This is a genomic window from Chryseobacterium lathyri, from assembly GCF_003290185.1.
Classification (GTDB): Bacteria; Bacteroidota; Bacteroidia; order Flavobacteriales; family Weeksellaceae; genus Chryseobacterium; species Chryseobacterium lathyri.
This window is the reverse complement of sequence record NZ_QNFY01000002.1, coordinates 349,601-363,806: the sequence shown is the minus strand read 5'-3', so window position 1 is coordinate 363,806 and position 14,206 is coordinate 349,601. Positions and strand designations below refer to the sequence as shown.

Genomic DNA, 14,206 nt, shown 5'->3' with positions numbered 1-14,206 from the left:
AAAAAGACTGATTATAATGATCAGTCTTTTTTTATGCACACAAGTGAATATTTTAAGCTGTTCAGGCAACCATTTTGAATTTTTGGGGTCTTCATAATAAAGATCGATGAATTATTTCAGTAAACCATAAACAAATTATCACTATGAAAAGACGTTATCACCTATTCGCCCTGTTCATTTTTTTATTTAGCCTTATTCAGGCGCAATCCATAACGTTCGTTTCCGAACAGACGAACAAACCTCTGCCTAAAGTTTCAGTCTTCGGAAAAGACGGAAGCATTCTTGCTTTTTCTGATATTGACGGTAAAATTGATAAACAGGCAATATCGCCTGCTCAGGAAAAATTTCAATTGGTTTATAATAATTTTCCCGTCGCCCTTCTCACTTTTTCGGAACTCAATCAGGATGTTATTAAAATCAATGATCAGGTTAAGGAAATAGAAACTGTGGTCATCAAGAACACGAAGCCGGCAAAATATATTATGATCAAAGGAAATTTTAATGCCTATGTAACGGTGAACAATAAACTTAACAGCTATACAGATGGAATTGTCACTTATATTTTTGACAATAAAACCAAAAAACTGAAAAGTACAAATGTTGAGCAGTATAGAGTCTTCAGATTACAAGCCAAAAATGAGAAGAAAGAAACTTCAACATGGGATTACGGCAATTCCTTACAGCTTCCGAAACTCAAAAATGTCGGAAATCCCGAAGAATACAAAACCAAAAGAAATACCATCAAAGAATTAAAAGGTGACCGCAGGGATCAGATCGAGGTAACAGGTGCTGCACTCCAGGAAAAGGAGTTTTCTCTATTTGGGTTCAGGTTTTTTGATATCAGAACAATCCTCAATATGTCTTTCGAAAAAGGATCAGAAAAAAGCCTCAAAGATTTCCTTGAATACAATGAGGTGGCTTTTGTAAAACTTAAGCATAAAAGTGAACCTGATTATAACCAGATCATTCTCTACAATAATTTTTATCCATCAGAACTTAATTTCAGTAACGATGATTATATAGAAAAAGTGAAATTTGATAAAGAAAACAGTAACTATAAAACCCAATACTGGCAGGAGCCTTCTTTTCCAAATATGCAGACTATTTTTAGCTCTTTTTTCAAAGATGATTTGAAAGAACAGCAGAATAAGAAATAGGGGAATCAAAAAATAAAAAGCATGATACACAAAAGATGGTTTTCATCAAACAGTTCAGTAAAAGTGCTGGTTAAGCAAAAAAAATCATCTAGTGTGTACTTTTGTTTTTGTAATTTAGTAAACCCTCACTGTTTTACTTACGGTAGTAAATAATTGAAAGTTCTGGCTTTTCATTCCGCTACTCCGCAAACTGCTGGGACTTTAATGAAATTTTACAACCATTATACCTTACAAACATGAACATTGTAGATTTTTTTGAATCAAAGAACTTATTGAATGACATAGAGGCAAAAGAATTGGCAAAATGTATACGTAGAAAAAAAATCCCTAAGAAAGAATTAATTCTGAGTATTGAAAATACTTCCAAACAGCTTTATTTTATTGAACAGGGCATAGCACGAGTATTTTATAATAAAAAAGAGAAAGACGTAACTTTATACTTCTTGCAGGAAAATATGATAGGGCTTCCCATTGAGAGTATTTTTTATCATAATATCTGTAAGTTCGGAATTGAAGCTTTATCGGAAACAAAGGTTGCGATGATTGACTATGAACAGTGGATCAATATTATCAGCAATAATGCACCCATGCAGGAATTCATTTATCGCGGAATGATTGACTATATCAAAAAATCAAATGACCGGATTTACAACCTTAAATTTCAAACGCCAAAAGAAAGATATGAAACTTTCCTACTCGAAATGCCCGATAATCTTTCAGATGTACCATTGGGAAATATCGCCTCTTACCTGGGAATGACGCAAGAGACATTAAGTAGATTGAGGAATAAAAAATAACCCGCTTTTGATTTCAATCAAAAATCTTATCCAAAAGTCATTATAAATTTACCCAAAAATAAATTCATAATGATCAAGGTACACCTATTACATTGCGGGCAGGTAAGAGTAGACAGCTCACTCCCTTTTCACGAAAACAGCATTAATCCTTTAGCCTATACCGGATTATTTAGAAGCAAAAAGCATCAGGTCTGGCTTCCTGTTTCAGTTTACCTAATAGAACATCCAAAGGGTCTTGTCCTGATAGATACGGGATGGCATTCTGATGTTAGAAACCATCAAAAAGAGCATCTCGGATTTCTGCAATATTCTGTAAGCAGAGCCTTATTACCGGATGGTGATGCTATAAATGAGCAATTAGAAAAATTAGGGTATAAAACCTCCGATATTGATTATTTAGTACTGAGCCATATGCACGCTGACCATGTAAGCGGCATAAAACTGGTAAAAGACGCTAAAAAGATTCTGGTAAGTGATTTAGAATGGAAAGAAACCCAAGACAGATCAATGCGATACGTGAAAAGTATGTGGGAGGATGTTGATTTTGAATTATTTAACTTTAACAAGACAGGAATAGGGCCGGAAGGGTTGTCTTACGATTTGTTTGATGACGGGACAGTAGTATTTGTTTCTACACCAGGCCACACAATGGGACTTGCCTCGACTATAATAAAAAATAAAGAAAATTTTGTACTCTTAGCTAGTGATGTTGGTTATGCAAAAAAATCATGGGAACAAATGATTTTACCCGGTGTCCAGGTAAATAAGCATAAAGTGGTAAGCTCATTAAAGTGGATTAAAAGTGAAAGTGAAAAACCAACTTGTATAGAAGCCATTGCCAATCATGATCCAGGCATGAAACCTCATGTTATAGAGCTATAGAAATTCCAAAAAATATTTTTTCAAAAAACAAGAGTCATTGATTATTGAAAGTTCTCATTATCATTCAATTTAATACTGCCCAATAATAACTTAAACCACATAAAGTCTGTTCCGGATGATCCGGGTATTTCACCATTCCCTTATTAAAAACTTTAATGATCAATTACTTTTGTTCCCTAAAAACACAAAACAAAAATAAAAACTCACTATTAATAAAGGTTTTATTAAATTTGCAATAAACAAAATAAAATGAAAAAGTTTTCTTTTCTACTTGTTCTCAGTCTGTTGCTATTTACGGCATGCAAGAAGGATCATGTAGATGCTACGAATACTAAAACGCTGCAGTCAAGTATCAATGACATGACTTCCAGTCTTTCAACCATTAAACAAATCAAGTTCAATGAAGCGCTTTATATCCTAAAGACGTTTGGTGTAGAGGCAGAAGGTGATGTAGAGGAACTTAAAGCCCTTGGAAAGCTTATCGACGGAAAAAAAGTCCCTGAAATTCTTGCGTTGGCCGATGAAGTTGCACAGAAAAACGGAATTGAATGGGCCAGCACATCCCCACCTTCTCTTGGAGAAATGAATATCTTTGGAGACGATAAAGCCAAAGAAACCGATGCGAATGATGTAAAAGCAAGCTCACTTAGCATTATCACCAGACCAACCGGCGATGACGGATCCGGAGCACCAACGGCCATTCAGATCGTACCTAGACTTGTAGATGGTTCAGGAAACCCTGTTTCATTTACCGGAGCCGGACTCGAAGCTACTTTGGAAGTATTCAGTAATGGAGTAAAACTTTCTACCGCGAAAAACCTGATGCAGGATAATAATTTTAAAGGATTCAATCTAAAATTCTCTTCAATTCCTGCAGCTAAAGTGGTAGACAATAAAATAGATATTACCGTTTCAGTAAAAACCACAGCAAAGACATTCAAAATGTCTAAGATTGGACTCGATGTCAATGCATCTGCCTTAAAAGTTCCCGCTGTGCCTAAAACGGACTCAACTTCTGTAACACAGGATCCTAATGCTGTAATCGACCCAAACAATCCCACAGCTACACCTACAACACCTACAGATCCAAATGCTACTACTACAACCCCAGCTGCTCCTAAACAGCCGGCAGCAGATCCAAAAAGTACAGTAAGCAAATTCTTAAACAGTGTAAGCTCACAAAACCTTAAGGCAGCCTATGAAACGTCAAGCAACCCTAGCTGGGGAAGCTATGAATCGTTCTCCAACCCTACTTCAGGTTTCGGATCAGTGAAAAACGTAAGTGTTAAAAACATTACCACCAATGGTACTACGGCCAACGGAGCAAGTGTAAATGCAACATACGATGTTACAGACAAGAACGGGAAAACCACTTCTTTAAAGGTAACTTTCGGACTTAAAAATGTAAACGGAGACTGGAAAATTTCCAGCTATAAAATAAACCCATAATTAATGGCTTCACAAGAACTGATTAAAAAACTGGAAGAAACTATTGAAAATGTTCCTGATTTTCCTATCCCGGGAATTCAGTTCAAGGATATTTCACCTATTTTCCTGAATCCAAAGCTATATGAAGAAGTCATTGCAGACCTTGTTGCTTTCAGCAAAGGAAAAATAGATGCCGTATGCGGAATAGAAAGCAGAGGCTACCTGTTCGGAATTGCCATTGCAGTAGCATTGGAAGTCCCTTTCATTTTAATCAGAAAAGCAGGGAAGCTACCGCCACCCATTATTTCAGAAAATTATGACCTGGAATATGGAAGTGCTGTCATCGAAACCCGTGAAGGGCAGATAAAGCCGGGACAAAGAATTCTGATCCATGACGATTTATTGGCTACAGGAGGAACTACAGAAGCTGCAGCAAAACTTGTGGAAAAACAAGGGGCAACTGTTTCGCAATTCAGTTTCCTTATTGGTCTGAAAGGTTTGAACGGGGATGAAAAACTGAAAAAGTTCAATGCCGAGATCTATCATATTTTAGAATTCTAAATGATAATCAGGAAAATATGAGTTCAATCAAAATTTCCGATGCACAAGAACTGAGGGCGCATTTTGAAGAACTCATTCATTTAACTGATGAAGAATTTGCGTCCATACTTTCTTACTTCACTGTAAAAAAATTAAAAAAACATCAGTTTCTTATACAGACCGGCGATCATGTACATCATTCCTACTGGGTAAAAAAAGGATTACTGAAAGCAACCTTTATAGATGAGAAAGAAAAAGAGCATATCATTCAGTTTGCAATGGAAAACTGGTGGATCACCGATTATCAGGCTTACTTTACCCAAACACAGGCTATTGTAAATGTTGACTGCCTGGAAGACTCCGAATTATATTGCCTGTCCTACGAAAACCGGGAAAAGCTTTGTTCTGAACTGCAGAAAGTAGAATATTTTTTCAGGAAAAAAGCGAATAGCGGATTTGTTGCCTTACAAAAAAGGATGCTTTCCTTTCTGTCAAATAATATAAAAGAACGCTACGAAATTCTTCTTTCACAGTACCCGGATCTTTTTCAACGGGTATCAAAAACCATAATTGCTTCCTATCTGGGAGTTTCAAGAGAATCTTTAAGCCGTTTAAATTCCAGATTGTGAGATACATCACAAAATAATTGTGACTTTGCTCCTTTTACCTGCAATGCTATAAACTGATCTTTGTATTCAATTTTAATACAATTTAGTTTATACATGTTACCGATTACTCAACTTATTTATTTTTCATTGTCTGTTATAGTGCTGATCATTATTCCAGGCCCGACAATGCTGTATCTGATTTCCCGCTCCTTACTGCAAGGGCAAAAAGCAGGAATGATTTCTCTGCTTGGAATTGTTACAGGTGATCTTTTTTACATCCTGTTATCCTCATTCGGACTTTCAACCGCACTTTTTACATTTCCTTTATTGTTTCATATACTAAAGCTATCCGGTGCCCTATACTTGATTTATCTTGCTTATCAGGCCGTACGAGTCCCTTCTTTTGACAGCACAAAATCACACAAAGGTTTGATAAAAGATAAGCCGCAAAAATTATTTGTCATAGGTTTGCTAACCACCATTTCAAACCCTAAAGTGGCATTGTTTTTTGTTTCTGTATTTTCACAGTTCCTGGATCCGAAATCCGGAGACATAGGACATCAGTTTTTACTTTTGGGCTCCTTCTTTATTACAATCAGTCTTTTAATAAATTCTCTGATTATTTTCAGCGCCTCGAAATCAAAGATAAGGCTGAGTAAAAATCCAAAACTGATAAAGGTCCAGAACTGGGCCATTGCCGGTATTTTAATGGCATTAGCAATAAAAATGGCTTTTACAGGCATATAGTACCTTCAATTATTTACATAAATATCTTCTCCATGAAAAATATAATCCTTGTTTTTGTATTATTTATACATGCAGCAGTGGGCTGCCAGAAAAAAAACACTAGTCCCATTTCACCAAAAGTTCATATGAGTCTTTTTGCAGAAAGCAAAAACCAATGGACAGGAATTGCCATTTCAAAGAACAATCGTGTTTTTGTGAGTTTTCCAAGATGGTCTGCAGACACTCCCGTTTCAGTGGCAGAAATCATTAACGGAAAAACCATCCCGTTTCCGGATGCAGCATGGAACCGATGGAATGAAAATGCAGGCAGCAAAAATCAGTTTATCTGTGTCCAAAGTGTTTACATTGACGAACTTAACCAGCTGTGGATTTTAGACACGGGATATGACTTAAAGACAGATGCAACCCAAGGAGCCTTTTTATATTGCTTTGATCTACGAAATAATAATCTAAAAGTAAAATATACATTATCTGTTGAGAAGATCAGCCCAAAGGCTTATTTAAATGACTTCAGGATTGATAATCAAAATCACTCCGTTTATTTTACCGATTCGCAGGTTGGCGGAATTGTGATTTTGGATATGATAACTGCTGATGTAAGGAGAGTACTTTCCAATCACCATTCCACACTTGCAGAAGTAGATAAAATAGTAATAGAAGGATATGAAAGAAAACATCCGGTACATTCTGACGGAATTGCGATAGATCCTGATAAAAAACACCTCTATTACTGCGCACTTATGGGCAAAAACATATACAGAATACCGATATCATCGCTACTGAATAAAAATCTCCCCGATGGTTCACTTCAGGCAACAGTAGAAAAATATGCAGAAAGTACGGCCAATGATGGAATCATATTTGACAAAAAGGGAAATTTGTATCTAAGCAGTTTAGAGAAAAATGCCATCAGCAGAATTGATAAAAACAGAATTTTATCAGAAATCATCAGCGACCCGGAAATAAAATGGCCGGATTCTTTTGCCTTCGATAAGGCCGGAAATTTATATTTCACCATCTCACAGATCCATTTACCAAAAGAAAAAAGGACAAAATATAAAATCTTCAGATTGAAATTTTATAATAAAACAGAATAATTTTTCCGGGAATAACAATAATACTCACAAAGTATTTTGTAAATCATTCAGAAACAATTAAATTTGCATTTCAATTTTTAAAAATTTATGGCAAAATTGGGAAAGAATGCTCCAAATGAGCAAGAAGGTAAAGAAACGGTTGAGTTCTTCAAAGACCTTGACAGAGAAGCTTTAAACACTGAAAGATTCCTTGAGAAATACTCCAAGCAGTTGGGTATTGTATTCGGGGTACTGGTTTTGGGTGTTTTAGGATTCTTTGCTTACAAACAGTTTGTAGTAGCTCCTAAGAACGTTGAAGCTGTAAAAAGTTTCCTCGCTGCTCAGAAAAAACAGACAGAAGGGAAAGATAAAGAAGCTTTAGGCGGAAAATCTGCAGCTAATCCAGGTTTTATAGGAACATATAATGAATATTCGAACACGAAGGTTGGTGAACTTTCTGCTTATAATGCAGGTTTATTAAAATTCAAAGAAGGAAAATTCCAGGAAGCTTACGATCTTTTAGATAAATTTTCATCTGACAACAAAACATTAATGGCATTGAAATTCGGTGCTATGGCAGATGCAAAATCAGGTCTTAACAAAAACGATGAAGCTCTTTCCTTATTAGACAAAGCTTCAACTGCTTCTGATGATCCTTATACCACTTACTATTTCACAAGAAAAGCAGGTATTGTAGCATTAGGATTGAAGAAAAATGCAGAAGCTAAAAAATATTTCTCTGCAATTGACGAGAAGTATCAGGACTATGATAACGGAATGTCTGACTCTTATATTGAAATGACTAAATACTTTTAAAAAATGGCAACAGTTAATCTTTCCGATTACAAGCCACTTCATATAACAAATGCCGAAGATTTTTCTATCGGCATTGTTTTTTCTGAGTGGAATGATTTTGTAACCTACAATCTTCGTGATGCAGCCCTTGAAATCTTAGAAAAAGAAGGGGTAAAACCAGAAAACATTAAGCTTTTTCCGGTTCCGGGTGCTTTTGAGCTCAACTATGCAAGCATGCAGCTCTGCAAAGAAAGAAAATACGACGCAGTAATTGCTATCGGGTGTGTAATCCGCGGCGAAACCCCTCACTTTGATTTTGTTTGTTCAGCAGTGGCACAGGGAATTAAAGACTGCAATGTCTTAACGGACACTCCTACTATTTTCTGCGTTCTGACCGATGATAATAAAGAACAGTCCATTGCCAGAAGCGGTGGAGACCTAGGAAATAAAGGTGTAGAAGCAGCTGTAACCGCTTTGAGAATGATCGATTTTAAAAAGAATCTTTCTGATAAAAAAGGAAACATCGGTTTCGGGCATTCTTAATCTTTAATACATCTTAACAATATACAGGACTATTTTTAATAGTCCTTTTTTATTGATATTCAGCGTACCATTACTTTTTATATTACCAATCATTCACTACATAATACGTTAAATCTTCATTAATAATTCAAAAAAATGATAAGAAATAGCATGTTTCCATTTTTTTTCATTAAAAGTTATATACAAAAACTATCTTTGCGGAAATTAATCTAACGTACATGTTTTCAAGTAAAATAAAACCATTCTTATATTTAGGGATTTTCTATCTTATCATTTCGCTTATTGTACGGATCGTGTTTTTATTTCATCCAATCACTACGGCCACTTTCGGATTTTTTGAGATCATAAAAGTCCTGTCAATCGGCCTGTTGAATGATATTTTTGTTTTTATTTTAGCCAGTACATTATTGGCCGTTTACTTTTTATTTCTATCCAATTCAAAATATAATAAGCCGTATGGATATATTATTTTTGGAGTTTTAGTACTGTTTTTTCTATACATTCTGCTCATTCCGAATAATATTTTCAACCAGTATGGAGGCTCTATATCAGAAGTCGCCTTAGCTTTTGTAGGACTCAAAACCATTTTATTTGGTTTGATGCTTTTTCTCCCTTCAAAAAGGATCAGGATCCGGAATGTTCTGTATTTCATCACACTGTTGCTGTACGTTCTTCTCATTATCTTTAACGCTGTAAGTGAATACTTTTTCTATAATGAGTTCGGGGTACGCTATAACTTCATTGCGGTAGATTATTTGATATACACCAATGAGGTCATTGGAAACATCATGGAAAGCTATCCGGTTGTTCCCCTGTTTTCTGCAATTCTTATTGTTACTTTAGCCATTACATGGTTCATCTATAAAAAAACAAAAGATGAGCTGCTGGAACTGCCCGATTTTAAGCAAAAAATGGTATTACTGGGAACTTTTATTGTTATGGCCAGCCTCAGTATTTTAGGAGTATCTTCTTTAATGCAGATCCGTTCAGACAATGTTTTTGCTGATGAGATCGAAAGCAATGGTCTTCCCAAATTCTACTGGGCCTTCACCCACAACGAGCTGGATTATTTTCAGTTTTATCCGCAAATAGGACAACAGGAAGCAGAAAAGAACTTTTTAAGCCAGTATTCGGAACCTGTGTTGTCAAGAAATATAATTTCAGAGCAGCCGGAACTTAAGAAAAATGTAGTTCTCATCTCTATAGAAAGCTTATCCGCCGATTTTATGGAACATTATGGGGGTACTTTAAAGATTACTCCTTTCCTGGACAGCCTGGCAGACCGCTCGATCATGTTTACCAATCTTTATGCCACCGGAAACAGAACCGTAAGGGGACTTGAAGCTTTAACATTGTGCATTCCTCCCACTGCAGGGGAAAGTGTTATAAAAAGAGATGACAATAAAAATAAATTTACAACAGGAAGTGTATTCAAATCCAAAGGATATGATGTGAAATTCCTGTACGGAGGTTACAGCTATTTCGATAATATGCAGGACTTCTTTGCCGGAAACGGTTATGATATTGTTGACAGAAACAATTTTAAACCCGAAGAAATCACCTTTGCCAATGTCTGGGGCGTTGCCGATGAAGATATGGCTAAAAAAGCAATTCAGACCATGAATGCTGAGGCCAAATCCGGCAAACCTTTTTTCAATCATTGGATGACGGTTTCCAACCACAGGCCTTTTACGTATCCAGATGGAAGGATTGATATTCCAGGAACAGCAAAATCCCGTGACGGAGGGGTAAAATACACTGATTATTCACTTAGAATGTTCTTTGAAATGGCTAAAAAACAGGACTGGTACAAAAACACGGTCTTCGTGATCATTGCCGATCATTGCGCATCCAGTGCAGGGAAAACAGAACTTCCTATGGACAAATACAGAATTCCGGCGATGATTTTTTCAGAAGACTTTATCCAGCCTCAGAAGTTTGATAAGCTGATGTCTCAGATAGATATTATGCCTACCCTTTTCGGACTGCTGAATTTTAACTATAAATCCAAATTCCTTGGTCAGGATGTCTTCAAAAAAGAATTCCAGCCAAAAGCTTATATAGCCACTTATCAGGACCTCGGTTTGGTAAAAGATGGACATTTAACAATCATTTCACCGGTTAAAAAAGTAAAACAGTATTCTTTACAGCTTGAATCCAGCAGCCTTGCCCCTGAATTCAAACTCTATTATGATGAAAAGCTGATCAAGAAGCCTGAGCAGAAACTCGTTAATGATGCTATTTCCGCCTATCAGTCTACATCATTCTGGCTTAAAGAAAAGAAACTTAACCGATAAGGTGAGGAACAAAACGGCTCTGGTTATTGGTGATCAGGTGAACACTTTCCCTGATCCCGATACCGGCAGGCTCCTGCCCTATTACCCAGCTGCCAATCACCGGATAATTGCCATCAAAATTGGGGAGATCAAATAATTGCTGGTAAATAAAACCTTCTTTACCATATACACCATCATTTTCCTCGACAGGAATATTATTTTTATACAAAATTACATTGGCTCCCTCTCTGGAATAAACAGGCTTTTTAGCAAAATCTTTCAGATGTTTCGGTTCAAAATAAGATTCCAACAGGTAAGGATGATTGGGATACATCTCCCAAAGGATCGGAAGAAGAGCCTTGGATGAAAGTAAAATTTTCCATGCAGGCTCAATCCATTGCGATCGGAAACCGTTTTTTACAAGTTTTTCTCCAAAACCGTCTGCAAGAATCCATTCGTAAGGATAAAGCTTGAAAATATATTCCATGATCGACCGGTCAGCTGCAATGAATTCAGAGATATCCTCAGCCCAGCCAATATCCTGAATAGGAATAAATTCCGTATCGAATCCTGCCTGAGAAGCACAGTCACGCATGTATTCCACATTGGTAACATCTTCAATATTGGTAAGAGAAGCAAAATAAATATGATGTGGGTTCATGTAATTTTTAAGATGCTTCCAGTAATCTACCAGTTTCTCATGAATGGAATTAAACTGATCTTTATAAGGAAACAGCTCCTGAAGCCAGTACCATTGTATCACCGAACCTTCATATAGTGAAGTCGGCGTGTCAGCATTAAATTCCAGCAGCTTTAAATTTTTTCCGTCAAAACCAAAATCAAATCTTCCATAAATAGAAGGATGATCTTCTTCCCAGCTTGTAACGATATAATTCCGGAACCAGTCAGGAATATTGAACTTTTCCCAAAGTTTTTTTTCAATGATATGATCCACCGCCTCCAGGCACATCTGCCAGAGTTCTGCAGTAGCCTTTTCTATTGTATTAATTTCTTCTGCGCTAAACTGGTAATAATGACTTTCATCCCAATAAAGGCCATCCAGGGAGTGATACCCGAAACCAAGATTCTCTAGTTTATGCTGCCAGTTTTTTCTGAACTGTGATTGAATTCTTTCCATATTTTATGATGATGCACTGAAACCGCTTCTTCCCAATTGCCCTCTTACTACATTTCCTTTGAAATTATTTCTTCCGATATTGGATTTGCTGCTTATCGCATCACTGTAATAACCGGCCTTCTGATAAGATCCATAGCTATAAGCACCATACGGTCTGAACGCATGATAAAGAAGGACTCCCGTCAAAAAACCATGACTCCTCGTGTAAGAAGCTGTAGTGTCGGACCTCATATAGACTTTCTTTTCGGCTTTCTCTTTAGGCTTCTCCTGGGAACAGGCAGCCAATACACCCGTTACGAAAAGTAATTTTATAGAACTTGACTTTTTCATTATTGAACCGTTATAAAAAATTCATAGTCTTTTTTCGTTTTGGCAATATGATCATTGCCGTCATTGTCTTCGCCGCCAACAAGGGTATCACCCAAACTAGGAATAGTATCTTTTTTAACGATCTCTTTAAAAAGCTTTTTATCTTTCCATATCTTGTGTTTCGTAATAAGAACATCCGCAGTATCCAGGTGCTCAACAGAAAGTACTGTTTCAATAGAGCCAGTCTTATCTACACTATTTACTTCATCTTCTTTTTCTTTTTTACATGCTGTAAATGCCATGATCCCAACTGATAACAGGCAAAGTTTAATTTTTTTCACGTCGGCTGTAATTTTTCACAAAAGTAGTAATTTAGTAATGATATTATTTTAAATTTACAGGACAAAAATTTTTATTATGAAATGGACAGACGATAGAGGCGGGAACGTAGACGACCGCCGTGGCTCTGGGGGCAGCGGAGGTATGATTGTAGGTGGAGGACTTGGAACTTTAATTGTAGCTGCGATTATTTTCTTTTTGGGAGGTGATCCATCAGGGATTTTGAACTCCGGCAGTGTACAATCTTCCGGAAACGAACAACAACGGGAACTTACTGCCCAAGAAAACAAAATTGGAGAAATGGTTGATATGATGGGTAAATGGAACATCGTTACCTGGGACCAGATCTTTAAAGAAAATGGAATGACATATACAAAGCCGGGGATTGTTCTTTTTGAAGAAACCACACAATCCGGATGCGGAACAGCTCAATCTGCCATGGGGCCGTTTTATTGCCCTGCAGACCAGAAAATCTATATGGATATGAGCTTTTTTAATGAGCTTCAACAAAGATTTGGAGCCAAAGTAACTGAATTTACTGTTGCTTATGTTTTAGCTCATGAAGTAGGACATCACGTGCAGACTCTTCTTGGAACCACACAAAAGGTAGACCAACTGAGAAGAAGCGGAAGATATTCTGAGGCAGAAATGAACAGAGTTTCTGTTGCCACCGAACTTCAGGCAGATTTTTATGCTGGTGTTTGGGCAAAAAGAACAAATGATACAAAAGGTATTCTTGAACCGGGCGATATACAATCTGCCATAGATGCAGCCCAAGCTGTTGGTGATGATAACATTCAAAAAAGATCCCAAGGCTATGTAAATCAGGAAAGCTTTACCCATGGATCATCCGCCCAGCGTAAAGAATGGTTTATGAAAGGATATAATACCGGAGACATCAAACAGGGAGATACTTTTAACCAACTTTTAAAGTAATTTGTTGTTATAAACAACTTTTCTTATATTAGTAATCTACAATATAAAAATATATTTCAATGAAAAAAACAAGAAATTTCGAAAACAAGGCTATTAAACTTTCTAAAGATGTAATGAAAAATATTGGTGGAGGAATGAGACATACACCATGCCACTCGTATAATGTCGAAGATAGAAGACCCGGAGCTTCAGCTTTGTGGATTCAGAAACTAGAAACATTTGCTCACAATTTTATGTATTGCCCTGATCATTTATAATAAAAAACGAAAAAATCAAGGCTTAAAGCCTTGATTTTTTCGTTTCAATTCTACACAATGAAAAATAAAAGCTTCAACATTATTATTGCAATCTTTTTATGTATTAATATTCCAGCGGCTGAATATTATAGCATTCAAAAAAATGATGCCCTCTTTTTAAATATGAAGAAAATTGCTATAAATGATTATATCAAAAAGAGAATGAAATATTATCATTTTGGCACGCTCCCATTGTCTGAAAATAACAAAGCACTACTTACGAAAAATAACATCCATATTATTAATAAAAATTGTGTAGCTATACCAGAATTAATGTATTACAATAAGATAATTTTGGAAAAAACACATATAAAATTAAACCCCTGAAGAAATTCTCCA

The 14,206-nt window shown here is 36.3% G+C and carries 17 protein-coding genes; 14 read left to right on the top strand and 3 right to left on the bottom strand.

The genetic code is table 11. The features are described from left to right. The first annotated feature begins 143 nt into the window (after positions 1 to 143). The 11 genes from DRF61_RS04010 (at position 144) to DRF61_RS03960 (ending at position 10,870) form a co-directional block, all read left to right on the top strand. Complete coding sequence (locus DRF61_RS04010; protein ID WP_111954285.1) at positions 144 to 1,157, top strand: hypothetical protein; 1,014 nt, start codon at positions 144 to 146, stop codon at positions 1,155 to 1,157. Positions 1,158 to 1,393: 236 nt separating this feature from the next. Next, entirely contained in the window at positions 1,394 to 1,954 is a 561-nt protein-coding gene (locus DRF61_RS04005) for a Crp/Fnr family transcriptional regulator (RefSeq protein ID WP_111954283.1), read from the top strand. A gap of 69 nt (positions 1,955 to 2,023) precedes the next feature. Next, on the top strand, positions 2,024 to 2,836 hold the full coding sequence (locus DRF61_RS04000; protein WP_111954281.1) for an N-acyl homoserine lactonase family protein: 813 nt from the start codon (positions 2,024 to 2,026) through the stop codon (positions 2,834 to 2,836). 249 nt (positions 2,837 to 3,085) lie between these two features. Further along, positions 3,086 to 4,285 carry a hypothetical protein gene (locus DRF61_RS03995; RefSeq protein ID WP_111954279.1) on the top strand — a complete coding sequence of 400 codons (1,200 nt, stop codon included), beginning with the start codon at positions 3,086 to 3,088 and terminating at the stop codon, positions 4,283 to 4,285. 3 nt (positions 4,286 to 4,288) lie between these two features. Then, positions 4,289 to 4,825 (top strand): adenine phosphoribosyltransferase, encoded by a 537-nt coding sequence (locus tag DRF61_RS03990; protein ID WP_111954277.1) that lies wholly within the window; start codon positions 4,289 to 4,291, stop codon positions 4,823 to 4,825. A 17-nt stretch (positions 4,826 to 4,842) separates the two neighbouring features. Beyond that, entirely contained in the window at positions 4,843 to 5,433 is a 591-nt protein-coding gene (locus tag DRF61_RS03985; protein ID WP_111954275.1) for a Crp/Fnr family transcriptional regulator, read from the top strand. A 93-nt stretch (positions 5,434 to 5,526) separates the two neighbouring features. Further along, entirely contained in the window at positions 5,527 to 6,159 is a 633-nt protein-coding gene (locus DRF61_RS03980; protein ID WP_111954273.1) for a LysE family translocator, read from the top strand. A 32-nt stretch (positions 6,160 to 6,191) separates the two neighbouring features. Then, a complete protein-coding gene (locus DRF61_RS03975) occupies positions 6,192 to 7,256 on the top strand; it encodes an SMP-30/gluconolactonase/LRE family protein (protein ID WP_111954271.1) in 1,065 nt (354 codons plus the stop codon). 87 nt (positions 7,257 to 7,343) lie between these two features. Continuing rightward, complete coding sequence (locus tag DRF61_RS03970; RefSeq protein ID WP_111954269.1) at positions 7,344 to 8,051, top strand: YfgM family protein; 708 nt, start codon at positions 7,344 to 7,346, stop codon at positions 8,049 to 8,051. A gap of 3 nt (positions 8,052 to 8,054) precedes the next feature. Continuing rightward, positions 8,055 to 8,573, top strand: coding sequence for a 6,7-dimethyl-8-ribityllumazine synthase (ribH, locus tag DRF61_RS03965; RefSeq protein ID WP_111954267.1), 519 nt, complete (start codon positions 8,055 to 8,057; stop codon positions 8,571 to 8,573). A gap of 218 nt (positions 8,574 to 8,791) precedes the next feature. Further along, entirely contained in the window at positions 8,792 to 10,870 is a 2,079-nt protein-coding gene (locus tag DRF61_RS03960; RefSeq protein ID WP_111954265.1) for an LTA synthase family protein, read from the top strand. On the opposite strand, the gene DRF61_RS03955 is transcribed toward DRF61_RS03960, so the two are convergent. Genes DRF61_RS03955 through DRF61_RS03945 form a run of 3 tightly spaced genes read right to left on the bottom strand, consistent with a single transcriptional unit; the run spans position 10,860 to position 12,637 of the window. Then, entirely contained in the window at positions 10,860 to 11,987 is a 1,128-nt protein-coding gene (locus tag DRF61_RS03955) for a glutathionylspermidine synthase family protein (RefSeq protein ID WP_174772312.1), read from the bottom strand. The genes DRF61_RS03960 and DRF61_RS03955 overlap by 11 nt on opposite strands. A gap of 3 nt (positions 11,988 to 11,990) precedes the next feature. Then, on the bottom strand, positions 11,991 to 12,317 hold the full coding sequence (locus DRF61_RS03950) for a hypothetical protein (RefSeq protein ID WP_111954263.1): 327 nt from the start codon (positions 12,315 to 12,317) through the stop codon (positions 11,991 to 11,993). Next, on the bottom strand, positions 12,317 to 12,637 hold the full coding sequence (locus tag DRF61_RS03945) for a hypothetical protein (RefSeq protein ID WP_146897052.1): 321 nt from the start codon (positions 12,635 to 12,637) through the stop codon (positions 12,317 to 12,319). The genes DRF61_RS03950 and DRF61_RS03945 overlap by 1 nt, the downstream gene beginning before the upstream one ends. A 76-nt stretch (positions 12,638 to 12,713) precedes the next feature. On the opposite strand from DRF61_RS03945, the gene ypfJ reads away from it, so the two are divergent. Genes ypfJ through DRF61_RS03930 form a run of 3 tightly spaced genes read left to right on the top strand, consistent with a single transcriptional unit; the run spans position 12,714 to position 14,194 of the window. After that, positions 12,714 to 13,571 carry a KPN_02809 family neutral zinc metallopeptidase gene (gene ypfJ, locus DRF61_RS03940; RefSeq protein ID WP_111954259.1) on the top strand — a complete coding sequence of 286 codons (858 nt, stop codon included), beginning with the start codon at positions 12,714 to 12,716 and terminating at the stop codon, positions 13,569 to 13,571. 59 nt (positions 13,572 to 13,630) lie between these two features. Continuing rightward, positions 13,631 to 13,828, top strand: a complete 198-nt coding sequence (locus tag DRF61_RS03935; protein ID WP_111954257.1) for a hypothetical protein — start codon at positions 13,631 to 13,633, stop codon at positions 13,826 to 13,828. Between the two features lie 57 nt (positions 13,829 to 13,885). Then, a complete protein-coding gene (locus DRF61_RS03930; RefSeq protein ID WP_111954255.1) occupies positions 13,886 to 14,194 on the top strand; it encodes a hypothetical protein in 309 nt (102 codons plus the stop codon). Positions 14,195 to 14,206: the final 12 nt, after the last annotated feature.

What these genes read in the sequence shown, in the direction of transcription:
- DRF61_RS03950 (WP_111954263.1), bottom strand. Translation starts at nt 12,317, where the DNA reads ATGAAAAAGTCAAGTTCTATAAAATTACTTTTCGTAACGGGTGTATTG.
- DRF61_RS03995 (WP_111954279.1), top strand. Translation starts at nt 3,086, where the DNA reads ATGAAAAAGTTTTCTTTTCTACTTGTTCTCAGTCTGTTGCTATTTACG.
- DRF61_RS03980 (WP_111954273.1), top strand. Translation starts at nt 5,527, where the DNA reads ATGTTACCGATTACTCAACTTATTTATTTTTCATTGTCTGTTATAGTG.
- DRF61_RS04010 (WP_111954285.1), top strand. Translation starts at nt 144, where the DNA reads ATGAAAAGACGTTATCACCTATTCGCCCTGTTCATTTTTTTATTTAGC.
- DRF61_RS04005 (WP_111954283.1), top strand. Translation starts at nt 1,394, where the DNA reads ATGAACATTGTAGATTTTTTTGAATCAAAGAACTTATTGAATGACATA.
- DRF61_RS03970 (WP_111954269.1), top strand. Translation starts at nt 7,344, where the DNA reads ATGGCAAAATTGGGAAAGAATGCTCCAAATGAGCAAGAAGGTAAAGAA.
- DRF61_RS03990 (WP_111954277.1), top strand. Translation starts at nt 4,289, where the DNA reads ATGGCTTCACAAGAACTGATTAAAAAACTGGAAGAAACTATTGAAAAT.
- DRF61_RS04000 (WP_111954281.1), top strand. Translation starts at nt 2,024, where the DNA reads ATGATCAAGGTACACCTATTACATTGCGGGCAGGTAAGAGTAGACAGC.
- DRF61_RS03930 (WP_111954255.1), top strand. Translation starts at nt 13,886, where the DNA reads ATGAAAAATAAAAGCTTCAACATTATTATTGCAATCTTTTTATGTATT.
- DRF61_RS03955 (WP_174772312.1), bottom strand. Translation starts at nt 11,987, where the DNA reads ATGGAAAGAATTCAATCACAGTTCAGAAAAAACTGGCAGCATAAACTA.
- ypfJ (WP_111954259.1), top strand. Translation starts at nt 12,714, where the DNA reads ATGAAATGGACAGACGATAGAGGCGGGAACGTAGACGACCGCCGTGGC.
- DRF61_RS03985 (WP_111954275.1), top strand. Translation starts at nt 4,843, where the DNA reads ATGAGTTCAATCAAAATTTCCGATGCACAAGAACTGAGGGCGCATTTT.
- ribH (WP_111954267.1), top strand. Translation starts at nt 8,055, where the DNA reads ATGGCAACAGTTAATCTTTCCGATTACAAGCCACTTCATATAACAAAT.
- DRF61_RS03975 (WP_111954271.1), top strand. Translation starts at nt 6,192, where the DNA reads ATGAAAAATATAATCCTTGTTTTTGTATTATTTATACATGCAGCAGTG.
- DRF61_RS03960 (WP_111954265.1), top strand. Translation starts at nt 8,792, where the DNA reads ATGTTTTCAAGTAAAATAAAACCATTCTTATATTTAGGGATTTTCTAT.
- DRF61_RS03935 (WP_111954257.1), top strand. Translation starts at nt 13,631, where the DNA reads ATGAAAAAAACAAGAAATTTCGAAAACAAGGCTATTAAACTTTCTAAA.